We start from the raw sequence: 25,715 nt of genomic DNA, 5'->3' as shown, positions 1-25,715 counted from the left end.
CAAGAGATCCGGCGCGGTCTCAGGCGCGGGCGACGGCGTCCTCGAACGCGACCCACGCGAGCATCGCGCACTTCACGCGGGCGGTGAACTTCGAGACGCCCGACAGGGCGGCGGCGTCGCCGAAGACCTCTTCGTCCAGCGCGATCTCGCCGCGGGAGCGCAGCGCCTCGCGGAAGCCTTCGACGAGGACGGATGCCTCGGCCCGCGGCATCCGCTCCTCCTCCTCGATCAGCGCGGCGAGCATCGACGCCGACGCCTGCGAGATCGAGCAGCCGGCGCCGTCCCACGTGACCTCCTCGACGATCGTGCCGTCGTCGGACAGGCGCACGCGGAGGGTGATCTCGTCGCCGCAGATCGGGTTGCGCTGGAAGGACGTCGCGACCCGCTGGCTGTGAGCAGCGTCTGCGGCGGCTTCGGGGGCGAGCCCCTTGCCGTGCGGGCGCTTGGAGTGGTCGAGGATCAGCTCCTGGTACAGCGACTCGAGGCCGTTCATGCGCCGGCTCCGAAGAACGAGCGGACGCCGGAGAGCGCGTCGAGGAACACGTCCACGTCGTGGTCGGTGTTGTACAGAGCGGTCGAGGCGCGCACCGAGGCGGTCAGCCCGAAGCGGCGGTGGAGCGGCTGCGCGCAGTGGTGGCCGACGCGCACGGCGACGCCGCGGGCGTCGAGGAACTGGCCGACATCGTGCGCGTGCACGCCCTCCACGTCGAACGACCAGAGCCCGACGCGCTCGACCACGCCGGTCCCTGAGCTTCCGGCCCCGGTCCCTGAGCTTGTCGAAGGGTCGCCGAGCAGCCGCACGCCGGGGATGGACCGCAGGCCCTCGCCCATCCGGGCTTCGAGCGCCTTCTCGTGCGCGTGGACGGCATCCATGCCGACGCGGTCGAGGTAGCGCACAGCGGCGGCGAGGCCGATCGCCTGCGACACCGGCTGCGTGCCCGCTTCGAACCGCTGCGGGGGCGGAAGATACGACGCCTCATCGAGCGTGACCGTCGTGATCATCGAGCCGCCGGTGAGGAAGGGCGGGAGCGCCGCGAGCACGTCCGCGCGGCCGTAGAGCCCGCCGACGCCGTACGGGCCGAGCATCTTGTGGCCCGAGAACACGGCGAGGTCCACGCCCAGGGCGGGCAGGTCCAGCGGCAGGTGCGGGGCGGACTGGCACGCATCGAGCACGGTGACGGCTCCGACCGCCTGCGCGAGAGCCACCAGCCGATCGACCGGGTTCACGATGCCGAGCACGTTGGAGACATGCGTGAAGGCGACGACGCGCGTGCGCTCGCAGATGACGGCGGCCGCGGCATCCGTGTCCAGCGTCCCGTCCTCGCGGACGGGGACGTGCCGCAGCACCGCACCGGTGCGCGCCGCCAGCTCCTGCCAGGGGATGAGGTTCGCGTGGTGCTCGCTCTCGGTGACCACGATCTCGTCGCCCGGGCGCAGGGCGAAGCGCGCGCTCGCGGGGGCGCCCCGGCCGATCGAGGCATTGCCGATCGCGTAGGCGACGAGGTTGAGTCCGGCCGTCGCGCCGCTCGTCCAGACGAGCTGCTCCGGCCGCGCGCCCACGAAGCCGGCCACCGTCGCGCGGGCGTCCTCGAAGAGCTCGGTCGCCTCGGCCGCGAGCGTGTGCGCCCCGCGGTGCACGGCGGAGTTCGCACGCGTGAGGAAGTCGACCTCGGCGTCGATGACCGCCCGCGGCTTCTGGCTCGTCGCCCCCGAGTCGAGGTAGACCAGGCGCTCGCCGTTGACCTTCTGGCCGAGCAGCGGGAAGTCCGCGCGCAGCGCATCGGCGTCGAGGAGGGCGGCCGGGGAGGCGGCAGAGGCGGGAACGGTCACCCTTCAAGGGTATGCGGGATGCCGCCGCCCGGGGCCTGGATGCCTGCACGGCGGCGGCGCCCTCTCCGGTGTCACGAACTGCGGGATCGCGGGGCGGGTCGCCGCGCGTCGTGACACTTCTCCCGCAGCGGCCGCCCTCGGGTGTCACGAACTGCGGGATCGCGGGGCGGGTCGCCGCGTGTCGTGACACTTCAGCGGAGCGGTGACCAGGCGATCAGGCGGCGGCGATCAGGCGGCGGCGATCAGGCCTTCGGGGACTCGGATGCCGCGACCTCGGTCACCGGCGGACCCGCCGGCCGCATCGCACGCCTGCCCACGCGGTGCACCTCGGGCGCCGCGCCGCGGCCGGCGCGATCGTCGCCGGGGAGGGTACGGGACCGTCGCCCGTAGATCAGCTCGGACGAGTCCAGCAGCCACGGCACGAGCGTGATCGAGACCCCGTGCACGAGCATGAGCTGCTGCGCGATGCGACGCGCGCGCCGGTTGTGCAGGAGCGACTCCCACCAGTGGCCGACGATGTACTGCGGCAGGTAGACGGTGACCACGGAGGACCCGTGCTGCTCGCGGTACCTCTTGACGAACTCGGCGATCGGGCTCGCGTAGGTGCGGTACGGCGACTCGATGATCTTCAGCGGGATCGGCATCCGGTGCTCGCGCCATTCCTGCTCGAGAGCGGCCGCGTCCTCCTTCGTCACCGAGACGTGCACCGCGAACGTCTTGTCGTGCTTCGCCGCCAGCGCGTAGTCGACCGCCTTGACGACCGGCTTCTGCAGCTTGTTGACGAGGATGAGGGCGACGTCCCCCGACGACCCGAAGTGGGTCTTGTCGTCCATCTCGATCTCGTGCTCGACGTCGCGGTAGTAGCGGTGCACGCCGATCATGAGGAACGACAGCACCGGGATCGCCAGGAAGACGAGCCAGGCGCCGTGCGTGAACTTCGTGATCGTGACGATGATCAGGACGGATGCCGTCATCATGGCGCCGAGCGAGTTGATGACGAGTCCCTTGCGATAGCTGAAGAGCTCGTCGCGGAAGGCCTTGCCGCCCTTCTGGTCGGCCGGCCGTGCCCCGAGCTCGCGCAGTCCCCGGCGCCAGTGCCGGATCATGCCGATCTGGCCGAGCGTGAAGGACGTGAACACTCCGATGATGTAGAGCTGGATGAGGTTCGTGAGGTTCGCCTGGTAGACGATCAGCACGCCGATGGCGACGAGGCCGAGGACGATCATGCCGTTGGAGTACACGAGCCGGTCGCCGCGGGTGTTGAGGGCCTTCGGCGCGTACCCGTCGCGGGCGAGCACCGAGCCCAGCAGGGGGAAGCCGTTGAAGGCGGTGTTGGCCGCCAGCAGCAGGACCACCGCGGTGGCGGCCTGGACGATGAAGAACGGGATCGAGTTCATGCCGAAGACGGCCGACGACACCTGCGCCATGAGGCTCGGCTGCGGGTTGTTCGCGCAGTCGAACCCGATGAGGTCGCACGGGTTCTCGGCGTAGTGCACGCCCGACACGAGAGCGAGCGCGGTCAGGCCCGCGAACAGCAGGATGGCGATGCCGCCCATCAGGGCGAGCGTCGTCTGCGCGTTGCGCACCTTCGGCTGCCGGAACGCCTGCACGCCGTTCGAGACCGCCTCGACGCCGGTGAGGGCGGAGCAGCCGCTCGAGAACGCGCGCAGGATCAGCAGGATGACGGCGGCCTGCGTGACGCTCTGCGCCTCGACGGCGTACTGGGCGCTGGAGGCCACGGGCGTGTTGCCGGTGAACGTCTGGAAGAGCCCGACGACGATCATGACGGCCACCGACCCGATGAAGACGTATGTCGGAATGGCGAACGCCCGCGACGCCTCGCGCACTCCGCGGAGGTTGATGACGACGATGAGGATCACGAAGCCGACGGCGAGCTCGACGCGGAAGGGGTTGAGGCCCGGCAGCGCCGAGATGATGTTGTCGACGCCTGAGGCGACCGACACCGAGACGGTCAGGACGTAGTCCACGAGCAGCGCCGATGCGACGATCACGCCGGGGACCTCGCCGAGGTTCTTGCGCGCGACCTCGTAGTCGCCGCCGCCCGACGGGTACGCCTTGATGAGCTGCCGGTAGCTGACCACGACGACGATGAGGAGCACGACGACGGCCGCGGCGACCCACGGGGCGAATGCCAGGAAGGCGAGGCCTCCGGTCAGCAGGATGAGCAGGAGCTCCTGCGGCGCGTAGGCGACCGACGACAGCGCGTCGGAGGCGAAGATCGGCAGCGCCCGCTTCTTCGGCAGCAGGTGCTCCTCGGAGTCGGTGGACGCGAGGGGGTCGCCGAGGATCAGGCGCTTGGCCATCGGCGCCTCGTCGACCGACGGCTCCCGGGTTTCGTTCGTCACGGCGGGCCAGGTTACTCGTGAGGAGTTCGTGAGGACCCCTCCGGACGAGCATCCTCACGAAATCCATGCGGCCCTCCTCTGGGACACTCGAAGCGTGGACGAGCAGATCATCCTCGGCGTGCTCGCGATCACCCTCGGCGTGGTCGTCGGCGTGCTGCTGTTCGTGCCCTTCGTCGCCCTCAGCTACCGTCGGCGCGGCGGTTTCGGCTTCGGCAGGTTCGTGCTGTGGGGCGCCGCCCTGATCTACGTGATGGCGGTCTGGACCTACACGCTCCTGCCGCTGCCCGACCCCGACTCGATCCGCTGCGCCGGCGTCAACTTCGACGTCACGGCGATCGCCGACGACATCCGCGGCGCGATCGCACGCCGCGGGACGGCGGCGGCGACCGACCCCGCGGTGCTCCAGCTGCTGCTGAACGTGCTGCTGTTCGTGCCGCTCGGCTTATTCCTCCGCGTGCTCGGCGGCCGCGGCATCATCACCGCCGTGGTCGCCGGCGTCGTGCTGTCGGGCTTCGTCGAGCTCACCCAGTACACCGGCGTCTGGGGCCTCTACCCGTGCGCCTACCGGGTGTTCGACGTCGACGACCTGCTCACCAACACGCTGGGCGCGGTGCTCGGCTCGCTGCTGGGCCTGCTCGTACCGCGCCGCCACCGGGGATCGCCGCGGCTGCCCGACGCCGATCTGCCGCAGCCGGTCACCCGCGGCCGCCGCCTCCTCGGCATGCTGTGCGATGCGCTCGCCGCGTGGGTGCTCACCATGTCGGTCGTGGTCGGAGTGCAGCTCCTTCTGTACCTGTTCGGCGCCGACGCCGCGGTGCGCGACGGCTCGGCCGCGAGTCTGGTCGGCGGGATGGTGACCGTCGTGGTGTGGCTCGCCGTCACGCTCGCCACCGGCGCGACGATCGGCGACCACGCGGTGCAGCTGCGCTTCGCCGGCGGACCCCTTCCGACCGGCCTCGCCCGCTTCCTCCGCTGGGCCGGCGGCATCGGCGGCTACCTCGTACTCAGCTCCATGCCCGGTGCGTGGGGTTTCGTAGCGGGCGTGTTCGCTGTGGTCTCGATCGTGCTGGTGTTCACGACCGACGGCCACCGGGGGCTCCCGGGGCTCGTCTCCGGCCAGCGCCACGCGGACGCCCGCGAACGGGAGGAGCCGGATGCCGCGTGTTCGCGGCATCCGACCGAGCCCTAGGCTTCCGGCGGCCGGGGCCGCGGCCGGCTGCGAGCCGCGGGCCGGCTACGAGCCGCGGGCCGGCCGCGCGCCGCGGGCCGGCCGCGCGCCGCGGGTCGGCCGCGCGCCGCGGGTCGCGGCATCCGTCCCCTGTCAGGCCGTGGGAGCGCCCAGGAACTCGCGTGCGGCGACCACGAGCGCGTCGACCCCGCGGCCGAGCGTGGGCTGGAGGACCGGCGCGAAGAACGGCGAGTGGTTCGTCGGGATGTCGCGCTCGACGGTTCCCGCGGCCAGCGCCTCGGCGAACTTCGCCGGGTCGACGCCGCCCCAGAACCAGAACACCAGCGGCGCGCCCGCCTCGCGGGCGAACCACGACACGTCTTCGCTGCCGGTGAACATGCCGGGGTCGATGACGGTGCCTTCGCCGAAGGCCGCGTCGAAGGCGGTGGTCAGGCGCGCGGTGGCGTCGACGTCGTTGATGGTGGGAGGGAGCGAGTGGTCGACGGCGATCACGGGCGGCTGCTCGGCTCCGGATGCCTGGGCCTCGGCCCGCACGATCCGCTCGACCTTCTCGAGCACGCGGTTGCGGGCCTCGTCGTCGGGGTAGCGCAGGCTGAGCTCGAGCCTGGCCTCGGCGGGGATGATGTTGTTCTTCAGACCCGCGTGGATCGAGCCGACGGTGACGACGGCGACGTCGCGGGGGTCGACCTCGCGCGAGACGATCGTCTGGAGGCGCATGACGGTGGCGGCGGCCATCACCACGGGGTCGATCGTCGCCTGCGGGCGCGAGCCGTGTCCGCCGCGGCCGAGCAGCGTGACGGTCAGGCCGTCGGATGCCGCCATCTGGGTGCCGCTGCGCACGCCGATGGTGCCCGCGGGCAGCGGGGTGACGTGCTGGCCGAGCACGATGTCGGGCTTCGGGAAGCGGTCGAGCACGCCGTCGGCGATCATCGCCTGCGACCCCGCGCCGTACTCCTCGGCGGGCTGGAAGACGGCGACGATCGTGCCGGACCATTCGTCCTTGGCGGCGACGAGACGCTCGAGCGCGCCGAGCAGCGCGGTGACATGCATGTCGTGGCCGCACGCGTGCATCACCGGCACGTCGTTGCCGGCGGGGTCGGTGCCGCGCGCGGTGCTCGCGTATTCGAGGCCGGTCTGCTCGGGCACCGGCAGCGCATCCATGTCGGCGCGCAGCCACACGACCGGCCCGTCACCGTTGGAGATCCGCGCGGCGATGCCGGTCTTGCCGATCCCCTCCTCGAACTCGATGCCGAGCGCTGTCAGGTGCTGCGCGATCACCCCTGCCGTCCGGGTCTCCTGGAAGGACAGCTCCGGATGCCGGTGCAGATCGACGTAGATCGCTTCGAGGTCGAGGGTCATGGGGTCGAGCCTATCCGTGGGGTCCGGCGGCCGCCGTCCGTCCTCGTCGACGTGCGACAGGACGGACTGCGGCGCTCCGGCGGAGGCCGGGTCACCAGACCAGCTGGTCGCGGCGCCTGACGAGGTACGCCCGCTCGGCGGGGTTGCCGGCGAGCTGGATGGCTCTGTCGTACGCCGACCGCGACGCGTCGCTGCGGCCGAGCCGGCGGAGCAGGTCGGCGCGCGCGGCATGGAACGCGTGGTAGCCGTCCAGCGTCTCGCCGAGTCGGTCGATCTCCGCGAGGGCGACGTCCGGTCCATCCAGCTCGGCGACCGCGATGGCGCGATTGAGTCGCACGATGCTCGACGGATCGATGCCCACCAGACGGTCGTAGAGCGCCACGATCTGCGACCAGTCGGTGTCGCGGGCGGACGGAGCATCGGTGTGCACGGCGTTGATCGCGGCGAGCAGCTGGTACCGCCCCGGTGGCTGCGCGCCGGCGGCGACTGCGGCTATCCGTTCCCGCACCAGGGTGTGACCCTCGTCGATCAGCTCACGGTTCCACGCGCCGCGGTCCTGCTCCTCCAACGTGACCAGTTCGCCGGAGTGCGACACGCGCGCACTGCGCCGCGCGTCGATCAGCAGCATCAGTGCGAGCAGGCCCGTCGCCTCGCCCTCGTCGGGAAGGAGGGTGCGCAGGAGCCGGCCGAGGCGGATCGCCTCGTCGGTCAGGTCCACCCGCAGCGGGTCGTCGCCGGTGGTCGCCAGATAGCCCTCGTTGAAGATCAGGTAGACCACCCCGAGCACACCGGCGATCCGATCGCGGATGTCGGCTGCCGAGGGCACCCGGTAGGGGATGCGCGTCGCCGCGATCTTGGCCTTCGCGCGGGTGATCCGCCGAGCCATGGTGGTCTCGGGCACGAAGAAGGCATGGGCGATCTCGCCGACCGTGAGTCCGCCCAGCAGCCGAAGGGTGAGTGCCACCCGAGCCTCCATGGCCAGTGCAGGATGACAGCAGGTGAAGACCAGCCGAAGCCGGTCGTCGTCCACCGGTCCCGTCGGCCTTGGGGGAGTGTCGTCCACCAGCATCTGCGCCGCCCTGTGCTTGTCGTCGCGACGCGACTCACGCCGCAGCCGGTCGATCGCCTTGCGCGCCGCGGTCGTGGTCAGCCACGCGCCGGGGTTCGGGGGCACCCCGTCCTGCGGCCACCGCTCCACGGCGGCCACGAACGCCTCGGCAGCCGCGTCCTCGGCGAGGTCGAGGTCGCCGAAGCGGCGGGCGAGGCCGGCGACCACCCGCGCCCACTCTTCGCGGTGGGCGCGGGCGATCGCCTCGTCAGCGGCGGATCCGGTCACGACTCCCGCAGCGCCCGATCGAAGCCGCGTCCACCGCGAGGTGCGTGCGATGCGCAGGGGCCCCTTCGCGGGGTCGATCATGGACCGGGTGGAGGACCATGTCGCTCAGCCCACGGACGCGTGCCGCTCCTCGATCTCGGCCATGTCCGAGGGGAAGCGATGCACCTCCTGGGGCCAGTCCAGGGCGACGGCCAGCCGTCCGGCCCAGTAGCGGGCGGCGTCGTCGTCGGCCACGTTCACGACGGTGAACCCGCCGAGGTGCTCCTTCGTCTCGACGTACGGCCCATCGGTGAAGACGGGCTTGCCGTTCTCGCTGACGACGCTGCAGACCGCGGTCGAGGCATCGATCCCGCCCTCGGCGAAGAGGAAGACGCCGGCGTCCTTCATCTCCTCCAGCAGTGCCTGCGAGGCTTCACTCTTGCTGCGCAGCTGTTCGGCGGTGTGCAGCGGCACCCACTCGTCGTTGAATGCGATCAGATAGTTCGGCATGTCGTCTCCTCTCATCCGGACGAGCGTGGCTCCTCCGCTGCGACTCCCGGACGGGGCCGCGTACCAAGTCCACGAACGGCGAGGCTCGGATACGACAATATCCCCGCGGCTTTCTTCCGCACCGCCGGTCGACGGTGGCGCCGTGGGCGATCGCCGCTCAGCCGGGGCCCCTCGGATCAGCGATCGAGGTCGGCCATGTCAGCGACGACGAGTGGTTCCCGAGTGCGCAGTCGCCCCGCGAGGAGGAATGCCGCCACGGGTACCAGCAAACAGGCGGCGATCGCGATCCGCAGCCCCGTCCACTCCGCGACGGCGCCGACCACGAGCGGCGCGGCGAGCAGACCCACCCGCATCACCGTCGCCGCCGCGGCGAGGCCCGTTCCCGGCTCGAGGCCGGGCGCGCGGTCGGCGGCGTCCATCGCGAGCGGGATCATCGGGGCGATGCCGAGCCCCAGCAGGCCCAGGCCGAAAGCGACCACCCAGGTCTGCGGAGCGACGACGACGGCGATCAGCCCGACGAGGGCGGCCACGGCGCCGAGGCGGAGCGTGGCGACGGCGCCGATCCGGTCGACGAGCGCATCGGAGGCGAATCTGCCCAGCGTGAGCGCGCCCATCAGGGCGGCGAACGGGATCGCCGCTTCGGCGACACCGGCGCCGAGCTCGGAGACCACGTACACCCCGCCCCAGGTCGAGCCGACGTCCTCGAGGAAGGCGCCGATCGCGGCGATGGCGCACGCGGCGACCAGAAGCGCGCTGAGGCGGCCGGGCCGATGGGCGTTCGACGTGGCCGAGGGCGGTGCCGGCGTCGTGCGCAGTCGCACGAACGGCAAGGCACCGAGACTGCCGACGATGATGACGAACCCCATGACGGGCAGGTGGACGTAGATGGGCATCCCGAGCTGCAGCGCCAGCGCGCCGAGCAGCGCACCGGCGATCGCCCCGGCGCTCCACGCGCCGTGCAGGCCGTTGATGATCGATCGGCCCATCATCCGCTGGATGGCCAGTCCCTGTGCGTTGTTGCCGACATCGCCGGTGGCGTCTGCGAACCCGATGACGAACAGCACCATGGCGAAGAGGATCGGCGTGCCGGCGAAGCCGGCCGTCACCAGCAGTCCGCCCAGGATCGCGGAAGACGTCACGGCGACCGGCACCGCGCCGAGCCTGGCCACCAGCCGGCCCGCGATCACGCTGCCCACCACGGACCCGACTGGACCGCACGCGACCATCAGGCCGAAGGTCAGCTCCGTGAGGCCGAACCGGTCCTTGAGCTCCGGGTAGCGCGTGACGATCGTGGCGAACACGAGCGCGTTCGCGATGAAGAGGACCGCCACCCCGTTGCGCGCAGCGGTCGCACGCGCAAGGGCATCGGGGGCGGTCACCTCTGGATTCTCCGGCGCCTGATCACTGCGCCAGACGGGCGGTGGACCCGCGGACGATCAGCTCGTACGGCAGCTCGCCCGGGCGGTGCGTCGGGCTCTCGGAGTCGGGCGCCTCCAGCGCCTCGAGGATCGCATCGGCGGCGCGCTCGCCCTGACCGAGCGGGAACTGGTCGACCGTCGTCAGACGGAAGAACTCGCCGAGCTCGTGCCCGTCGATCCCGATCACCGAGAGATCCTCGGGCACGCGGTAGCCCAGGTCGCGCGCGGCCAGCAGCGCCCCGATCGCCATCTCGTCGGATGCCGCGAAGATCGCCGTGGGCCGCCCGCCCGGCTGGCCGAGCAGCTGCTTGGCCGCGCGGAAGCCGCCCTCGATCGTGAAGTCGGCCGGCTCGAAGAGCGACGGACGGACCGGGATTCCGGCATCCGCCAGCGCCTGCTCGAATCCCTGCCGCCGGCGCGTCGGGATGTGGAAGTCGATGTCGAACTCGGGACTCGCGCCGATGTGGGCGATCTCGCGGTGGCCGAGCGCGAGCAGGTGCTCGGTCGCCAGGCGCGCCACCGCGACGTCGTCGACCGTCAGGGTGGTCAGGTGCGGGTTCGGCCCGCCGATCGCGATCACCGGCAGGTCCAGCTCGACGAGGCGCTCGGTCTCCTCCTCGCCGAGCTCGAGCGAGATCGCGATGACCCCGTCCACGCGCTGGCGCCGCAGGAAGGTGTCGAAGATGTCGTGGCGCTCGGCGCGGTCGGCCGTGAGGCTGTAGAGCGTGATGTCGTAGCCGCGCCGCATCAGGGCCGAGGCGATGCCGCTCAGCACCGTCGAGAAGAACCAGCGGTCGAGGAACGGCACCAGCACGCCGATGTTGCGCGTGCGCCCCGACGCGAGGCTCGACGCCGACGCCGAGACGACGTAGCCGAGGCTCTTCGCGGCGGCCTCGACCTTGGCCTTGGCCGCGACGGAGACGTGGCCGCGCCCGCTCAGTGCTCGCGAGACGGTCGCCGTCGACACGCCCGCCGCGCGGGCGACCTCGTCGATGCTGACCACGTCGTCACCGTACCTTCTTCTCGTTCCCCGCAGTCGAGTCGGCGTAGCTGTACGACACGCGTGGCGTGTCGCGTGCAGGTACGCCGACTCGACGGAGAGGGGCGGGGTCCATTGGCTGGACGGATGCCGCAGCTCAGGCGGTCTCGAGCCACACCGTCGTGTCGCCCGGCACCCGCCCACCGGTGAGAGGACCGCTCGACGCGATCACGATACCGTCCGGCAGCGTCACGGGCGTGGAACCGGTGTTCGCGATGACCGAGACATCCCCGTTGCGGAATGCCACGACGTCGTCGCCGAAGCCGGCGATCCACTCCAGCGACCCCGCGCCGAGGGCGCGGGCGCGACGCTCGGCGAGGAGCGTGCGATAGAGCTCGAGGGTGGAGCCCTCCACGCCCGCCTGCGCGTCACGGGCGAGCGTCGCCCACTCGGCGGGCTGGGGCAGCCACGAGGCGCCGGTGCTGTTGAAGCCGTAGGCGGGGGCATCGGCGGTCCACGGGATCGGAACGCGGCAGCCGTCGCGGCCGTAGCGCTCGCCGTTCGTGCGGAACCAGGTGGGATCCTGCCGCGCCTCACCGGGGATGTCGATGACCTCGGGAAGGCCGAGCTCCTCACCCTGGTAGAGGTAGGCCGAGCCGGGGAGGGCGAGCATCAGCGTCGTGGCCGCACGGGCGCGGGCGAGGCCGACCTCGGGGATGGGCTGGCCGGGCGACTCCGGCCCGATGCCGTGCCCCTGCGGGTTCTCGGCGGTCAGCGCCAGGCGCGAGGCGTGGCGCACGACGTCGTGGTTCGAGAGCACCCACGTGCTGGGGGCGCCGACACCCGGGAACGCGCGCAGCGACACGTCGATGACCTCGCGGAGGTCGGCGGCGTTCCACTCGGTCGACAGGTACGGGAAGTTGAAGGCCTGGTGCATCTCGTCGGCACGCACCCACTGCGCGGTGCGCTCAGCGGTGGGCAGCCACGCCTCGGCGGCCAGGGCGCGGTCGCCCTGGTACTCCTCCATGATCTTGCGCCAGTCGCGGTACACCTCGTGCACGGCGTCCTGGCCCCAGTAGGGGACGTTCTCCTCTTCGCCGCCCATCGAGCCGGCCTCGGGGTCGGGGATGTAGTCGGGAAGGCCCTCGGCCTTGACGAGGCCGTGGGCGACGTCGACGCGGAAGCCGTCCACACCGCGGTCGAGCCAGAAGCGCAGCACGCGGCGGAACTCCTCGCGGACCTCCTCGTTCGACCAGTCGAAGTCGGGCTGCGACGAGTCGAAGAGGTGCAGGTACCACTGCCCGAGGGTGCCGTCGGCCTCGACCACGCGCGTCCACGCCGGGCCGCCGAAGACGGACTCCCAGTTGTTCGGCGGCAGCTCGCCGTGCTCGCCCTTGCCGTCGCGGAACATGTACCGCGCGCGCTCCGCGCTGTGGGGGGCGGAAGCGAGGGCCTGCTGGAACCACTCGTGCTGGTCGGAGGAGTGGTTCGGGACGAGATCGACGATCACACGGATGCCGCGCTCGTGCGCCGCGGCCAGCATCGTGTCGAAGTCGGCCAGGGTGCCGAAGAGCGGGTCGACATCGCAGTAGTCGCTGACGTCGTAGCCGGCGTCCTTCTGGGGCGAGCGCTGGAAGGGGCTCAGCCAGATCGCGTCGATGCCGAGGCTCTCGAGGTCATCGAGGTGCGCGGTGATGCCGGGGAGGTCGCCGATGCCGTCGCCCGAGGCATCCGCGAAGGAACGGGGGTAGATCTGGTAGATGACGGCGGTGCGCCACCATTCGCCGCCGATGGAGGCAAGGAACGCGTCCGTGCGCTCGACGGTGTCTGCGGAAGTCATCCCGTCAGTGTACTGCAAGCGCTTACAGTCTCGTTGCGCACCCACGACGTCCCGTCCTCAACTGAGGAGCTGGGCCCGATTGCGGAGCGCGGGCGCGGATCCGCTCCCCATCTCGGCAACCATCCTCATTCGAGGACCGGCGTAGGGTGGGCGGGTGCTGTCCGAAGCCCTCACTCGCGCCGAATCGCTCATCCGGACGATCCCCGACTACCCCGAGCCGGGGGTCCTGTTCCGCGACATCACGCCTCTGCTGGCAGACGCGCGCGCCCTCCGCACCGTCATCCACGCGATGATCGCCCCATTCGAGGGGTCGTTCGACGTCGTCGCGGGGGTCGAGGCACGCGGGTTCCTGCTCGCGGGCGCCGTCGCGATGGAGGCCGGCGTCGGCCTGGTGCCGATCCGCAAGGCCGGCAAGCTGCCCCTGCCCGCGGCATCCGTCACCTACGCGCTGGAGTACGGCACCGCCACGATCGAGGCGCACGACGACATCGCCGAAGGGACGCGGGTGCTGCTGGTCGACGACGTGCTCGCGACCGGCGGCACGCTCGTCGCCGCGCACGAGCTCGTCGCCTCGCTGGGCGGCGTCGTCGTCGGAACCGCCGTGCTCATGGAACTGACCGCGCTCGGCGGCGAGATCGTCGGCGACGTGCACACGGTGTTCACCGCCTGACCAGCCCGAGTGGACACCGGCGCCGGTCAGCGCTCGGGCTCTGCGTCGGGGAGCACCGGATTCGCACCCGTGCGGGGCACGAAGTGCGGGATCGGAGCGGGCCGCTCGCCGCGGATGCGCGATGAAGGCTCCTGCGGCGCGCTCGGCGCGGCGTCGCCCTCGAACGCGATGAGCCGGTCGGCGTGGGCGAGGTCGGCGGGGAACCTCCGGCCCGTGACCGAGTGCGCGATGATCTTGATCGCGAAGAGCTTCATGGTCGGGCTCCACGACGCCAGGTTGCGAACGCCGCTGTCGCGGAGCTCGTCCTCACGGGTCGCCCGCTCCGCGTTGCCCCTGATCACGACGCTCCAGTAGAAATCGTCGCGCCGGCCGTCCACCTCGAACGCCACCATCGGGTGGTGGGCGATGTGCATCAGCTTCGGGTCCCGCGCCGTGCGGATGAACAGCGCGCCCCCATGAGCGAGGTGGTTCACCGGAAAGATGTCCGGCGCGCCGTCGGCGTTGATCACCGCAAGGCGGCCGAGCTGGGCCTCCTGCACGTATTCCCAGCACGTCGAAGTCGAGAGCCGCTCCACTCCTGGTGTCCGGTCCGCTGCCGGCGAGTCCTTCATCGCACCACCTTCCGTCCCTTCGGGTCTACCCCACAGCGGCGCAGATCTGAAGGGGGGCGACGGGCGCGGCGGCGGACCGGCGGCTGATCGGGGCCGACGGCTGATCGGGCTCAGCCGCCGAGCACGACGTTGAGCGGAGGCTCGCCTGCCGCCAGCCGCTCGATCTGCGTGCGCACCAGCTTCGCCACCCGCGGGCGCATCGCGCTGGACGCCCCGCCGACGTGCGGCGCGATGAGGACGCCGGGCAGGCCCCAGAGCTCGTGCCCTTCGGGCAGCGGCTCGGGGTCGGTGACGTCCAGCGCCGCGCGGATGCGCCCGCGGCGCACGTGGTCGACGAGGGCGTCGGTGTCGACGATCGTGCCACGGCCGACGTTGACGAGCAGAGCGCCGTCGGGCAGCGCCGACAGGAACGCGTCGTCGACGAGGCCCTGGGTGGATTCGCCGCCGGGGAGGGTCACGATCACGATCTCGGCGTGGGGGAGGAGGTCGGGGAGCTCGTCGACGCCGTGGACCGCCATGCCGTCCTCCTCGCGCGCCCGGGAGGCGACCGGGGTCAGCTCCACCTCGAACGGCGCCAGGCGGGCGGCCACCGCCTTGCCCACCCCGCCGTAGCCGAGCAGCAGCACGCGGCGGTCCGCGAGGCTCTGCGCGAAGACGGGCGCCCAGCGCCCGGCCGCGGTGTCGCGTGCGAAGTCGTCGAGGTGGCGCTGCGCGGCGATGGCGAGACCGACGGCGAGCTCGGCCGTCGACGTCTCGTGCACCGAGGCGGCGTTGGCGAACGTGAGGCCCTCGGGCAGGATGTCGGCGACGCCGTCGAACCCGATTGACTGGCCCTGCACCAGGCCCACCTCGATGCCCTCGAGGCGCTCGAGCACCTTCGCCATCGACATGTAGGGCGGCACGACGATGTCGAAGCGATCACGCGGGGCCGCGGCATCCATCGGCCACACCACCAGCTCCACTCCGGCGGGGACTTCTCCGAGATCCGCGGCGAGTTCTTCGGTGGGGACGCTGACGACGAGATTCCGGATGCCACTGCTCACGCTGTCCACGCTACCGGCGGGGTGCGTGACCGGGGCCGCCGCCCGGCGCTACGCTCGCGTCGAACGGGCGCCGCGGCCCGATCGGCATCCCACCGAGGAGGCAGCACGAGATCAACCGCGGGCGGCGCCGGAGAGGCGGAGATGGTTCCCGAGATCAACTACTGGGCCGTACTGATCGCGACCGCGTCGAGCATGGTCGTCGGCTCGATCTGGTACACGCCGAAGGTGTTCGGCACGCGCTGGGCGAAGCTCGCGAATGTCGACATGGACCGGCCCGGTGCCAGCGCCGTCGTGCCGATCGTGGTGACCGTCATCGTGAGCTTCGTGACCGCGTGGGTGCTGGCCGGCGCCTCGTCGATTGCATGGCACTTCTACGGCGGCAGCTACCTGTGGGCGGCGGTGCTGACGGGGCTCATCCTGTGGGCGGGCTTCACCGCGGCGCGGTTCATCACGCACGACGCGTTCGAGGGACGCCCGTCGTCGCTGACCGTCCTGAACATCGCGCACGAGCTCGTCACCATCCTGGTGATGGCGCTCATCATCGGCGTCTGGCCGCCTGCCGGCACGGTCTGAGCCCCGCGCGCTTCGACAGGCGCAGCGACCGGGGTTGCGATCGTTGAGCAAGCGAAGCGAGACGAAACGCGTCAGGCGGCCGCGCCCACCACGGCGGCGATCGCCGCCGTGAAGAACGACAGGCCGTCGACGCCCGACCGCATCGCGGCGGTGGTGTCGGGGCCGAAGCCCGGCTCGACGGCGTGCTCGGGGTGCGGCATCAGGCCGACGACGTTGCCGCGCTCGTTGGCGATGCCCGCGATGTCGCGCAGCGACCCGTTCGGGTTCACGCCGAGGTAGCGGAAGGCCACCAGGCCCTCGCCCTCGAGGCGGTCGAGCTCGGACTCGGAGGCGATGTAGCCGCCGTCCGCGTTCTTCAGGGGGATGACGATCTCCTGGCCGGAGGCGAAATCGCTGGTCCACGCGGTGTCGTTGTTCTCGACGCGCAGCTTCTGGTCGCGGCGCACGAACTGCTGGTGCGCGTTGCGGATCAGGCCGCCAGGCAGCAGGTGCGCCTCGACGAGCATCTGGAAGCCGTTGCAGATGCCGAGGATGGGCATGCCCTTGGCCGCGGCATCCTTCACTTCCGACATGATGGGCGCCAGCGCCGCGATCGCGCCCGCGCGCAGGTAGTCGCCGTAGCTGAAGCCGCCGGGCAGGACGAGCGCGTCGACGCCGTCGAGGTCGTGCGAACCGTGCCAGAGGGCGACGGGCTCCGCGCCGGCGATGCGGATCGCGCGCTGCGCGTCGCGGTCGTCGAGCGAGCCGGGGAAGGTGATGACCCCGATGCGGGCGGTCATTCCACCACCTCGACGCCGACGACGTCCTCGATCACCGAGTTCGAGAGGATCTCGTCGGCGACGCGCTTCGCCTCGGCGAGGACCTCGTCGGTGACCTCGCCCTCGACGGTGAGCTCGAACCGCTTTCCGATGCGCACGGAGCTGAAGTCCGCGACCCCGAGACGGGCGAACGCGCCGGAGACGGCCTTCCCCTGGGGGTCCAGAAGCTCGGCCTTGGGCATGACGTCGACGACGATGGTGGGCATCAGGATCCTCCTGGCGGCCGGAGGCCGCAGCTGATCGGTCGTTGAGCGACGAGCGCAGCGAGGAGTCGGAACGCCGGATGTCGCGGGCAGGGGTCCCCTCCAGTCTACGGCCCCCGCATCCGGCGTTTCCCCGCTCCCGCTGACCCGTCCGCTGGTCGTTTCGAGTCGCGCACTTCGCAGCCGTTAGGCCGGATTCACGACCGAGTGCGCGATGCGAAAGCACTGTGACGCAACTGTGACCGAACCGTGGGAGCGCTCCCTTGACATCGTGGGAGCGATCCCATAGCGTTGCGTCTCGTTCGGTGGGAACGCTCCCACGAACGCCACGGCACGGCACCCGTCCGCGCCGGTCCTGCAACACACACACGACCCTGACAACACAAAGGAGTGACAGTGAACGCACGCGCCTTCCGCAGAAGCGCTGTGGCAATCGCCGCATTCTCGGCTTCGGCCATCGTCCTCGCCGGCTGTGCCGGTGGCGGCGACAACAACGACGCCGGCGGCGAAGACGGCGAGATCACGCTGACCCTCGCCACGTTCAACGACTTCGGGTACGACGATGAGCTCCTGCAGGAGTACATGGACGAGAACCCGAATATCAAGATCGTCCACAACAAGGCCGCGATCACCGACGACGCCCGCGCGAACTTCTTCTCGAAGCTCGGCAAGGAGGGCCTCGCCGACATCGAAGCGGTCGAGGTCGACTGGTTCGCCGAGGCCATGCAGTACTCCGACCTTCTCGCCGAGGTGCCCGACAGTGCCAAGGGCCGCTGGGTCGAGTGGAAGGAAGAGGCTGCGACCGACGCTGACGGCCGCCTCGTCGGCTTCGGCACCGACATCGGCCCGCAGGCCGTCTGCTACCGCGCCGACCTGTTCTCGGCCGCCGGCCTCCCGTCGACGCCGGAAGACGTCGCCGCGGCGATCGACGGCGACTGGGACACCTTCTTCGACCTGGCCGACCAGTACCGCACCGCCACCGGCAAGCCGATGATCGACTCCGCGAACTCGACGTTCCAGGGCATCGTCAACCAGATCGAGTTCCCGTACGACGAGCCGGACGGCACCGTCGTCGCCACGACCAACCCCGAGATCGAGGCTGCGTACAACCTCGTCGTCGAGCGCGGCATCCCGAACTCGGCCTACTCGGGCCAGTGGTCCGACGACTGGAACGCGTCGATGGCCAACGGTGAGTTCGCCGCGATGCTGTGCCCGCCGTGGATGCTCGGCATCATCTCGGGCAACGCGCCCGAGGTCACCGGCTGGGAGATCGCCAACGCGTTCCCCAACGGCGGCGGCAACTGGGGCGGCTCGTACCTGACCGTCCCGGCCAACGGCAAGAACGTCGATGAGGCGCTCAAGCTGGCCGACTGGCTGACCGCTCCCGAGCAGCAGGAGAAGACGTTCGTCAACGTCGGCGCCTTCCCCAGCGCGGTCGACGCGCAGAGCGCGCCGTCCATCGTCGATGCGACCAACGAGTTCTTCAACAACGCCCCGACGGGTCAGATCTTCGCCGAGCGGTCCGAGGCGATCGAGGTCACCCCGTTCAAGAGCGCGGACTACTTCAAGTACAACACCGCGCTCCAGGACGCCATCACCCGAGTCTTCGACGGTGTCGAGGACGCGGAGACGTCGTGGAACACGTTCGTCGCCGAGGTCGAGGCCTTCTAGGCCGACACTGACGGTCACGTCCTCTCGCCGGGACGTGGTCTCACTGAGCAGCGGAGCGCGCGCGGGTCTCCCCCCGGCCCGTGCGCGCTCCGCTCACCCCACCACACCTCGACACCCGAATCGGAGCGACCGGTGACCTCGACCGAAACCCGCCCCACGGCATCCGGGCCGGCCGACCGGCCGCAGGCCGAACGCCAGCCGCGCGTGCTGTCCTTCTCCCACAGGCTCAGCCGGTGGGACCTGAAGGTCTCGCCCTACCTCTACATCTCGCCGTTCTTCATCCTGTTCGCGATCACGGGACTCTTCCCGATCGTCTACACCGCGGTGATCTCGTTCCAGGAATGGGACCTGATCCGCAACTCCGGCACCTTCGTCGGCTTCGACCAGTACATCTGGATCCTGTCGCAGGCGGACTTCTGGACGGCCCTGCGCAACACCTTCAGCATCTTCCTGCTCTCCTCGGTGCCGCAGCTCATCCTCGCGATGTTCATCGCCGCCATGCTCGACCGCAACATCCGAGCCAAGACGTTCTGGCGGATGAGCGTCCTGCTCCCGTACGTCATGGCCCCGGTGGCCGTCGCGCTCATCTTCAGCAACATGTTCGGCGACAACCACGGCCTCGTGAACAACATCCTCACGAGCATCGGCCTCGACCCCATCGCCTGGCACAAGGACCCGTTCTGGAGCCACATCGCGATCGCGACGATGGTCAACTTCCGCTGGACCGGCTATAACGCGCTGATCCTGCTCGCCGCGATGCAGGCCGTCCCGCGCGAGTACTACGAGGCGGCCACCGTCGACGGCGCCGGCGCCTTCCGGCAGTTCTGGAGCATCACGCTCCCGTCGCTGAAGCCGACGCTGATCTTCGTGATCATCACCTCGACCATCGGGGGTCTGCAGATCTTCGACGAGCCGCGGATGTTCGACACCTTCGGCCGCGGCGGCGCCGCCAACCAGTGGCTGACGATCACGCTGTACCTCTACAACATCGGCTGGGGCGAGTTCAACTTCGGCCGGGCAGCCGCACTCGCGTGGATCCTGTTCATCATCATCCTGGCGATCGGCCTCATCAACCTCGCCATCACGCGTCGCCTCGTGCGCGACGAAGGCGGTCGCGGAGTCATCCAGCGACGACGCCGCGGCCGGAAGGGAGCCCAGCAGTGAGCGCCATCAGCACCCCGCCCCTCGCCGTCGTCGAGGAGAACCTGCCCGAATCCGGCCGCCGTCGCAGCGGCCGCACCACCAAGATCCGCGGTGTGCGCGCCGGGTTCTGGGTCTACGTGGGCCTCGGAGTCGTCGTCGTCTCGGCGATCTTCCCCTACTACTGGTCGTTCCTGATCGGCTCGGGCGACGAGACGACGATCAACGACCCGGACATGTCGTGGCTGCCCGGCGGCAACTTCATCGACAACGCGCTCAAGGTCATCAACGAGCCGGCGGTCAACTTCTGGCTGGCGCTGTGGAATTCGATCTTCAGCTCCACAGTGATCGCGGCATCCGTCGTCCTGTTCTCGACCCTCGCCGGCTGGGCGTTCGCGAAGCTCCGCTTCCCGGGCGGCAAGTGGCTGCTGGCCTTCGTCGTCGCGACCATGGCGGTGCCGATGCAGCTCGGCGTCGTGCCCCTCTATCTGCTGTTCTCCGACCTCGGCTGGACCGGGCAGATCGGCGCCATCATCATCCCCGCGCTCACCAGCGCGTTCGGGGTGTTCTGGATGACGCAGTACCTGTCGCAGACCGTGCCGGACGAGCTGATCGAGGCGGCGCGCGTGGACGGCGCCAACATGCTCCGCACGTTCTGGACCGTCGGCGTGCCCGCAGCGCGTCCCGCCGCGGCGATGCTCTTCCTCTTCACCTTCGTCGGCGCGTGGAACCAGTTCTTCTGGCCGTTCATCGTGCTCGACCGCCAGAGCCCGACGCTCCCGGTGGCGCTCTCGCTCCTGCAGTCGAACTACTTCGTCGACTACTCCGTCGTGCTCGCCGGCGTGCTCCTGGCCACGATCCCGCTCCTGATCGTCTTCGCCTTCACCGGCCGGCAGCTGGTCAGCGGAATCATGGCGGGCGCCGTCAAGGGCTAGGGTTCCGTACCCCGCCACGGCTGAGACATCCTGAATTCACACGCTTAGAGAGGACCCTCCCCTCATGACGACCCCGATCCCGCGCGCCTTCCCCCAGGGCTTCCTGTTCGGTGCAGCCACCGCCGCCTTCCAGATCGAGGGCGCCGCCCACGAGGACGGCCGCCGCGACTCCATCTGGGACGCGTTCAGCCGGGTGCCGGGCGCCGTCATCAACGCCGACAACGGCGATGTGGCGTGCGACCACTATCACCGCTACCGCGACGACGTGGCGCTGATGAAGGACCTGGGCCTGCAGACGTACCGCTTCTCGACGTCGTGGTCGCGCGTGCGGCCCGACGGCGGCGCGGTAAACGCGCAGGGCGTCGACTTCTACAAGCGGCTGGTCGACGAGCTGCTCGGTGCCGGCATCCTCCCGTGGCTGACGCTGTACCACTGGGATCTGCCGCAGGCGCTGCAGGAGAAGGGCGGCTGGGCGAACCGCGACACGGCCGACCTGTTCACCGAGTACGCGCTGACGATGCACGACGCACTCGGCGACCGCGTGAACGTGTGGACGACGCTCAACGAGCCGTGGTGCTCGTCGTTCCTCAGCTACACGGCGGGAATCCACGCGCCGGGGCACTACAGCGTCGAGGAGGGCATGCTCGCCGCGCACCACCTGATGCTCGGCCACGGCCAGGCGGTCCGCGAGCTGCGCGCGCGCGACGCGTCGCTCGAGCTCGGCATCACGCTCAACCTCACCGTCGCCGAGCCGGTAGACGAGGACGACCCCGCCGACGCCGACGCGGCACGACGGATCGACGGCCAGTTCAACCGCTGGTTCCTCGACCCGATCTTCCGCGCGCAGTACCCGGCCGACATCGTCGAGGACATCCGGAAGGTGGATGCCGCAGCCGTCGCCGCGTGGGAGACCGCCGTGCGTCCGGGTGACCTCCAGGCGATCGCGACGCCCATCGACACACTGGGCGTGAACTACTACCACGGCGAATACGTGGGCGGTCACGAGCCGGCGAACCCGCCCATCGGCGGCGACGCCCCGACCGACCGTCGCGCCCAGTCGCCGTACCCGTCGCACGAGGGTATCTTCTGGCACGAGCGCGGACTCCCGCGCACGCCGATGCAGTGGGAGGTGCAGCCGGAGGGTCTGACCACCCTGCTGCGCCGCGTGTGGGACGAATACGCGCAGCCCGCGGGCACCGCGCTTTTCGTCACCGAGAACGGCGCCGCCTATGACGACGAGCTCGTGGTCGAGGCCGGCGAGAAGCGCGTCCACGACGCCGACCGTGTCGAGTTCCTGCGCGGTCACCTCGGCGCGATCCTCGACGCGGCCGAGGCCGGCGTCGATGTGCGGGGATACTTCTACTGGTCGCTCCTCGACAACTTCGAGTGGGCGTGGGGGTACGAGAAGCGGTTCGGCATCGTGCGCGTCGACTACGACACGCAGGAGCGCACACCGAAGGACAGTGCCCTCGAATACCGCCGCATCATCGAGGCTCGCGCGCTCGACCTCGAGTCTGCGCGAGGCGTCGTCGTAGGGTCGTAGCGCCCCGGTCGCAGCGCCCGGGGGAGGAGGACAGGATGAGCACCGACGAGGTGCGCCAGAGCCAGCGGAAGCCTGGCGCGGCTCAGACCGTGACGATCGAGGAGGTCGCCGCCGCGGCCGGTGTCTCGCGGTCGACGGTCTCGCGGGTCGTGAACGGCTCGACGGCCGTGAGCCCGGAGGCGCTGGAGTCCGTGAAGCGGGCGATCGCCGAGCTCAACTACGTGCCCAACCGCGCCGCCCGGTCGCTCGCGAGCCAGAAGACGCACGCGATCGCCCTCATCGTCCCCGAGGACACCACGCGGTTCTTCGGCGACCCGTTCTTCGCGGCGATCGTGTCGGGCATCAATTCGCGGCTGAGCCGTTCGGACTACGTGCTCAACCTCTTCATCGCCAGCGACGACCCGGGCGACAAGACCACGAGCTACGTGCGCAGCGGAGCCGTCGACGGCGCGATCGTGGTCTCGCACCACACGAGCGACACCTTCATCGACCGCATCGCGAGCGTGGTGCCGGTGGTCTACGGCGGCCGCCCGGTGCGCGAGCGCGACCGCGACTACTACGTCGACGTCGACAACGTCCGCGGAGCGTACGACGCGACGGTCTACCTCATCGAGAGCGGGCGTCGTCGCATCGCCTCGATCACGGGTCCGCGCGACATGCCCGCCGGCGTCGACCGGCTGCAGGGCTACCGCGACGCACTCTCCGCATGGGAGCTGGACGAGATCGCGGTGGAGGACGGCAACTTCACCGCCGACGGCGGAGCCGAGGCGATGCGCCGGGTGCTCGCCTCCGGCGCGAGGCCCGACGCCGTCTTCGTCGCCAGCGACCTGATGGCGCGCGGTGCGCTGACCGTGCTGGCCGCCGAGGGGTTGCGCGTCCCCGAGGACGTCGCGGTCATCGGCTTCGACGACTCGCCCGTGGCCACCTCGGTGTTCCCGCAGCTGACGACGGTGCGCCAGCCCTCCTTCGCACAGGGGGAGCGCATGGCGACGGTGCTGCTCGACCTCCTCGCGGGGCGGCATCCGCGGCACGTCACGATCCTCGAGACGGAGCTCATCGTCCGCGAGTCCGTCTGAGCCGGAGCGCTCGGTCATCTCGCCGGTGCACCTGCGTGGGCCGTCCGCGCTCCCGCCTCGCGAGCGCTGCACTTTCCTGCGACCGCTACGCCGCTAGACACCGCGGTCGCAGGAAACTGCAGCGCTCGGGCTCGCGGCCGATAAGACGCCGAGCGGCCGGGGGCCGCGGCATGACCCGTCAGCCGCGGCCGGGAGCCGTGGCGTGCAGCAGGTTGCGCCACGGGTCGTCGAACGACACCGTGCGGCCGTCGTCGCGGACCTCGAGGCCGTGGTGGCGCAGCCGCTCCGACAGCTCGCCGAGCGCGTCGGCATCGGGCAGCGACAGGTCCACACGGCCGAGGCCCAGAGCGGGCATCCGCGGGCCGGCGCCGCGCGAGTTCCACACGTTCATCGCCATGTGATGGTGGTACCCGCCGGCGCTGACGAACAGCGCCTGGTCGCCCAGCGCCGCGGTCTGGTCGAATCCGAGCGCGTCGACGTAGAACGCGCGGGCGCTCGCGACATCGCCCACCGAGAGGTGCACGTGGCCGACGGATGCCGCGTCCTTCCCGGTCGCGCCGCTCGCGGCCCGCTCGGTCAGATGCTCGCGGAGGAAGGCGTTCGGGTCGAGATAGAGCGTCGCCATCTCCACGCTGCCGTGGGTCCACGACCACTCGGTGCGCGCGCGATCCCAGTAGAGCTCGACGCCGTTGCCCTCGGGATCGGTGAGGTAGAAGGCCTGGCTGACCAGATGGTCGGCCGACCCGGTGAACGTCTGCGGTGCGCGCTGCGCGACGCTGTAGAGCGCAGCAGCGAGGGCCTCCTGCGTCTCGAAGAGGATCGCGGTGTGGAACAGCCCGGCGGCCCCCGGCGTCGCGTGCCGCAGCGCCGGCTCGTGCTTCAGCACGACGACGGGCCGCCCGGCACGGCCGAGCACGGCCTGAGCGCCCTCGGCCGACAGCACCTGCAGCGTGATCACGTCGCGGTAGAACGCCGTCATGCCGTCGAGGTCGCCGACGAGCAGCGTCACCGGACCCATCGAGGTGTCGGCGGACAGGCGATCCGAGGCCGCAACTGCTTCATGCATACGAATACACAACGCCGCGGCATCCGCATCTCTTCCCTCGCCGCCCCATCATCCGCTCGCAATGCGCGGACGAGGGGGCGGCGGGGCGTGAGTCAGCGGGGGCCGGCGTCCTGCGGGTCGCCCCCGAGCTGCCCGACGGCGGGGATCGGGCCGCCGTCGTCGGCGCCGGTCTTGCGCCAGCGCGCGATGGCGTTGCCCAGGTGGTAGATCAGCAGGGCCGCGGCGGCGCCGATCACGATGGCACCGAGCTGGAAGTCGCCCCACACCATGGTGAAGCCCGCGATGGCGATGACGAGCGCGACCGCGGCGGTGTACTGGTTCACCGGGCGCGAGAAGTCCACGCGGTTGTCGACCCAGATCTTGATGCCGATGATGCCGATGAGCCCGTACAGCGCCGTCGTCACGCCGCCCAGCACCCCGGCGGGGATCGAGTTGAACACCGCGCCGACCACGGGCGAGAGCGAGAGCAGGATCGCGAAGAGGCCCGCGACCCAGTAGGCCGCCGTCGAGTACACGCGGGTGGCCGCCATCACGCCGATGTTCTCGCCGTACGTCGTGGTGCCCGAGCCGCCGAAGGTTCCGGCGAGCACGGTGGCTGCGCCGTCGGCGATGAGCGCGCGGCCGGTGTACTGGTTGACGGATGCCTCGGTCATGGTCGCGACGCCGCGCACGTGCCCGACGTTCTCGGCGATGAGCACGAGCACGACCGGCAGGAACATCGCGATGACGCTCCACGTGCCCGGGTCGCCGAAGGTCGGGAACTGGAAGGTCGGCAGGCCGATCCACTGGCCTTCGGCCACGAGCTCGTTCACGGCGGTGAAGTCGACCTCGCCGAACAGCAGGGCCACGATGTAGCCGACGATCACGCCGAGGAAGATCGAGATCCGGCCGAGGAAGCCGCGGAACAGCACGCTGAAGAGGATCACCGCGACGAGCGTGATGGTGGCCGTGACCGGCGCCTGCTGGTAGCTCTGCCACGCGACAGGCGCGAGGTTGAAGCCGATGAGGGCCACGATCGCGCCCGCGACGACGGGCGGCATGAGCTTCTCGATCCAGCCGAGGCCCGCGAACTGCACGAGGAAGCCGACGGCGGCCAGCAGCACGCCGACCGCGACGATGCCGGCGAGCGCCGAGCCGACGCCCTGCGACGCCGTCGCCGCCGTGACCGGCGCGATGAACGCGAACGACGAGCCGAGGTAGCTGGGGAGGCGGTTCTTGGTGATCAGCAGGAACAGCAGCGTTCCCACACCCGAGAACAGGAGCGTCGTCGAGACCGGGAAGCCGGTGAGCACCGGCACGAGGAACGTCGCGCCGAACATGGCGATGACGTGCTGCGCGCCGATCGCGATGGTGGCCGGCCAGTTGAGGCGCTCATCGGGCTTCACCACCTTGCCGGGTTCGACGGTCCGGCCGTTGCCGTGCAGGGTCCACAGGGGCATGCGCGCTCCTTGCGCTCGGGAGATGGTGCGAGCATCACCCTACTGGCGCGGCGAGCCCCGGCATTCGCGACGAGACCGGGGACGCCGCCCGCGGTCTCGGCGCGAATCCTCGGTCTCGCGA

The 25,715-nt window shown here is 70.7% G+C and carries 23 protein-coding genes; 8 read left to right on the top strand and 15 right to left on the bottom strand.

Features of this window, described 5'->3' with window-relative positions; all coding sequences use genetic code 11:
* Positions 1-19: 19 nt before the first annotated feature.
* From sufU to IM767_RS16110, 3 genes are all read right to left on the bottom strand, one after another.
* Positions 20-493 (bottom strand): Fe-S cluster assembly sulfur transfer protein SufU, encoded by a 474-nt coding sequence (gene sufU, locus IM767_RS16120; RefSeq protein WP_109208825.1) that lies wholly within the window; start codon positions 491-493, stop codon positions 20-22.
* The gene (locus IM767_RS16115) at positions 490-1,830 is read right to left on the bottom strand and encodes a SufS family cysteine desulfurase (RefSeq protein ID WP_109208826.1); all 1,341 of its coding nucleotides are present in this window, start codon (positions 1,828-1,830) and stop codon (positions 490-492) included. The genes sufU and IM767_RS16115 overlap by 4 nt, the downstream gene beginning before the upstream one ends.
* Positions 1,831-2,072: 242 nt before the next feature.
* Positions 2,073-4,154 (bottom strand): APC family permease, encoded by a 2,082-nt coding sequence (locus IM767_RS16110; RefSeq protein WP_109208859.1) that lies wholly within the window; start codon positions 4,152-4,154, stop codon positions 2,073-2,075.
* Between the two features lie 136 nt (positions 4,155-4,290).
* On the opposite strand from IM767_RS16110, the gene IM767_RS16105 reads away from it, so the two are divergent.
* Positions 4,291-5,385 carry a VanZ family protein gene (locus IM767_RS16105; protein WP_109208827.1) on the top strand — a complete coding sequence of 365 codons (1,095 nt, stop codon included), beginning with the start codon at positions 4,291-4,293 and terminating at the stop codon, positions 5,383-5,385.
* Between the two features lie 132 nt (positions 5,386-5,517).
* Here the strand turns inward: IM767_RS16105 and IM767_RS16100 are convergent, their stop codons facing one another.
* The 6 genes from IM767_RS16100 to IM767_RS16075 all read right to left on the bottom strand — a co-directional run bounded on the left by IM767_RS16100 (position 5,518) and on the right by IM767_RS16075 (position 12,806).
* A complete protein-coding gene (locus IM767_RS16100) occupies positions 5,518-6,744 on the bottom strand; it encodes an amidohydrolase (RefSeq protein ID WP_109211887.1) in 1,227 nt (408 codons plus the stop codon).
* Between the two features lie 91 nt (positions 6,745-6,835).
* Complete coding sequence (locus IM767_RS16095) at positions 6,836-8,080, bottom strand: RNA polymerase sigma factor (RefSeq protein WP_239453467.1); 1,245 nt, start codon at positions 8,078-8,080, stop codon at positions 6,836-6,838.
* Positions 8,081-8,185: 105 nt separating this feature from the next.
* Positions 8,186-8,569, bottom strand: coding sequence for a YciI family protein (locus tag IM767_RS16090; protein WP_109211889.1), 384 nt, complete (start codon positions 8,567-8,569; stop codon positions 8,186-8,188).
* 176 nt (positions 8,570-8,745) lie between these two features.
* The gene (locus tag IM767_RS16085; RefSeq protein WP_109211890.1) at positions 8,746-9,948 is read right to left on the bottom strand and encodes an MFS transporter; all 1,203 of its coding nucleotides are present in this window, start codon (positions 9,946-9,948) and stop codon (positions 8,746-8,748) included.
* Between the two features lie 22 nt (positions 9,949-9,970).
* Positions 9,971-10,990, bottom strand: coding sequence for a LacI family DNA-binding transcriptional regulator (locus IM767_RS16080; RefSeq protein ID WP_109211891.1), 1,020 nt, complete (start codon positions 10,988-10,990; stop codon positions 9,971-9,973).
* A 133-nt stretch (positions 10,991-11,123) separates the two neighbouring features.
* On the bottom strand, positions 11,124-12,806 hold the full coding sequence (locus IM767_RS16075) for a glycoside hydrolase family 13 protein (RefSeq protein WP_109211892.1): 1,683 nt from the start codon (positions 12,804-12,806) through the stop codon (positions 11,124-11,126).
* A 154-nt stretch (positions 12,807-12,960) separates the two neighbouring features.
* Here IM767_RS16075 and IM767_RS16070 point away from each other — a divergent pair, with 154 nt between their 5' ends.
* On the top strand, positions 12,961-13,476 hold the full coding sequence (locus IM767_RS16070; RefSeq protein WP_109211893.1) for an adenine phosphoribosyltransferase: 516 nt from the start codon (positions 12,961-12,963) through the stop codon (positions 13,474-13,476).
* 26 nt (positions 13,477-13,502) lie between these two features.
* Here the strand turns inward: IM767_RS16070 and IM767_RS16065 are convergent, their stop codons facing one another.
* Both IM767_RS16065 and IM767_RS16060 read right to left on the bottom strand, forming a co-directional pair.
* Positions 13,503-14,087: a pyridoxamine 5'-phosphate oxidase family protein gene (locus IM767_RS16065; RefSeq protein ID WP_109211894.1), complete on the bottom strand. Its 585-nt coding sequence runs from the start codon at positions 14,085-14,087 to the stop codon at positions 13,503-13,505.
* Positions 14,088-14,197: 110 nt separating this feature from the next.
* The gene (locus tag IM767_RS16060; protein ID WP_194398910.1) at positions 14,198-15,130 is read right to left on the bottom strand and encodes a 2-hydroxyacid dehydrogenase; all 933 of its coding nucleotides are present in this window, start codon (positions 15,128-15,130) and stop codon (positions 14,198-14,200) included.
* A 141-nt stretch (positions 15,131-15,271) separates the two neighbouring features.
* On the opposite strand from IM767_RS16060, the gene IM767_RS16055 reads away from it, so the two are divergent.
* Positions 15,272-15,703, top strand: coding sequence for a DUF1761 domain-containing protein (locus IM767_RS16055; RefSeq protein ID WP_109211895.1), 432 nt, complete (start codon positions 15,272-15,274; stop codon positions 15,701-15,703).
* Between the two features lie 71 nt (positions 15,704-15,774).
* Here IM767_RS16055 and purQ read toward each other — a convergent pair whose 3' ends face one another.
* Together purQ and purS are read right to left on the bottom strand one after the other, a co-directional pair.
* Complete coding sequence (purQ, locus tag IM767_RS16050; RefSeq protein WP_109211896.1) at positions 15,775-16,482, bottom strand: phosphoribosylformylglycinamidine synthase subunit PurQ; 708 nt, start codon at positions 16,480-16,482, stop codon at positions 15,775-15,777.
* The gene (gene purS, locus IM767_RS16045) at positions 16,479-16,727 is read right to left on the bottom strand and encodes a phosphoribosylformylglycinamidine synthase subunit PurS (RefSeq protein ID WP_109211897.1); all 249 of its coding nucleotides are present in this window, start codon (positions 16,725-16,727) and stop codon (positions 16,479-16,481) included. The genes purQ and purS overlap by 4 nt, the downstream gene beginning before the upstream one ends.
* A 393-nt stretch (positions 16,728-17,120) precedes the next feature.
* On the opposite strand from purS, the gene IM767_RS16040 reads away from it, so the two are divergent.
* The 5 genes from IM767_RS16040 to IM767_RS16020 all read left to right on the top strand — a co-directional run bounded on the left by IM767_RS16040 (position 17,121) and on the right by IM767_RS16020 (position 23,089).
* The gene (locus tag IM767_RS16040) at positions 17,121-18,395 is read left to right on the top strand and encodes an ABC transporter substrate-binding protein (RefSeq protein WP_109211898.1); all 1,275 of its coding nucleotides are present in this window, start codon (positions 17,121-17,123) and stop codon (positions 18,393-18,395) included.
* A gap of 132 nt (positions 18,396-18,527) precedes the next feature.
* Complete coding sequence (locus IM767_RS16035) at positions 18,528-19,559, top strand: carbohydrate ABC transporter permease (RefSeq protein WP_109211899.1); 1,032 nt, start codon at positions 18,528-18,530, stop codon at positions 19,557-19,559.
* Positions 19,556-20,470, top strand: coding sequence for a carbohydrate ABC transporter permease (locus IM767_RS16030; RefSeq protein ID WP_109211900.1), 915 nt, complete (start codon positions 19,556-19,558; stop codon positions 20,468-20,470). Before IM767_RS16035 ends, IM767_RS16030 begins: the two co-directional genes overlap by 4 nt.
* Positions 20,471-20,534: 64 nt before the next feature.
* Complete coding sequence (locus IM767_RS16025; RefSeq protein ID WP_109211901.1) at positions 20,535-22,013, top strand: GH1 family beta-glucosidase; 1,479 nt, start codon at positions 20,535-20,537, stop codon at positions 22,011-22,013.
* Positions 22,014-22,048: 35 nt separating this feature from the next.
* The gene (locus tag IM767_RS16020; protein WP_109211902.1) at positions 22,049-23,089 is read left to right on the top strand and encodes a LacI family DNA-binding transcriptional regulator; all 1,041 of its coding nucleotides are present in this window, start codon (positions 22,049-22,051) and stop codon (positions 23,087-23,089) included.
* Positions 23,090-23,267: 178 nt separating this feature from the next.
* On the opposite strand, the gene IM767_RS16015 is transcribed toward IM767_RS16020, so the two are convergent.
* Entirely contained in the window at positions 23,268-24,155 is an 888-nt protein-coding gene (locus tag IM767_RS16015; protein ID WP_109211903.1) for a VOC family protein, read from the bottom strand.
* A gap of 92 nt (positions 24,156-24,247) precedes the next feature.
* Entirely contained in the window at positions 24,248-25,594 is a 1,347-nt protein-coding gene (locus tag IM767_RS16010) for a uracil-xanthine permease family protein (RefSeq protein WP_109211904.1), read from the bottom strand.
* Positions 25,595-25,715 lie beyond the last annotated feature (121 nt).

This window comes from Microbacterium ureisolvens (assembly GCF_015278315.1).
Taxonomy (GTDB): Bacteria; Actinomycetota; Actinomycetes; order Actinomycetales; family Microbacteriaceae; genus Microbacterium; species Microbacterium ureisolvens.
Note: the sequence above shows the minus strand (reverse complement) of the source record. Positions and strands in the feature narration are given on the sequence as shown.

Bases quoted from the DNA above. Each gene is read 5' to 3' on its own strand.
- sufU (WP_109208825.1), bottom strand. From the start codon at position 493: ATGAACGGCCTCGAGTCGCTGTACCAGGAGCTGATCCTCGACCACTCC.
- purQ (WP_109211896.1), bottom strand. From the start codon at position 16,482: ATGACCGCCCGCATCGGGGTCATCACCTTCCCCGGCTCGCTCGACGAC.
- IM767_RS16010 (WP_109211904.1), bottom strand. From the start codon at position 25,594: ATGCCCCTGTGGACCCTGCACGGCAACGGCCGGACCGTCGAACCCGGC.
- IM767_RS16090 (WP_109211889.1), bottom strand. From the start codon at position 8,569: ATGCCGAACTATCTGATCGCATTCAACGACGAGTGGGTGCCGCTGCAC.
- IM767_RS16015 (WP_109211903.1), bottom strand. From the start codon at position 24,155: ATGCATGAAGCAGTTGCGGCCTCGGATCGCCTGTCCGCCGACACCTCG.
- IM767_RS16055 (WP_109211895.1), top strand. From the start codon at position 15,272: ATGGTTCCCGAGATCAACTACTGGGCCGTACTGATCGCGACCGCGTCG.
- IM767_RS16100 (WP_109211887.1), bottom strand. From the start codon at position 6,744: ATGACCCTCGACCTCGAAGCGATCTACGTCGATCTGCACCGGCATCCG.
- IM767_RS16025 (WP_109211901.1), top strand. From the start codon at position 20,535: ATGACGACCCCGATCCCGCGCGCCTTCCCCCAGGGCTTCCTGTTCGGT.
- IM767_RS16065 (WP_109211894.1), bottom strand. From the start codon at position 14,087: ATGAAGGACTCGCCGGCAGCGGACCGGACACCAGGAGTGGAGCGGCTC.
- IM767_RS16110 (WP_109208859.1), bottom strand. From the start codon at position 4,154: ATGGCCAAGCGCCTGATCCTCGGCGACCCCCTCGCGTCCACCGACTCC.
- IM767_RS16020 (WP_109211902.1), top strand. From the start codon at position 22,049: ATGAGCACCGACGAGGTGCGCCAGAGCCAGCGGAAGCCTGGCGCGGCT.
- purS (WP_109211897.1), bottom strand. From the start codon at position 16,727: ATGCCCACCATCGTCGTCGACGTCATGCCCAAGGCCGAGCTTCTGGAC.
- IM767_RS16075 (WP_109211892.1), bottom strand. From the start codon at position 12,806: ATGACTTCCGCAGACACCGTCGAGCGCACGGACGCGTTCCTTGCCTCC.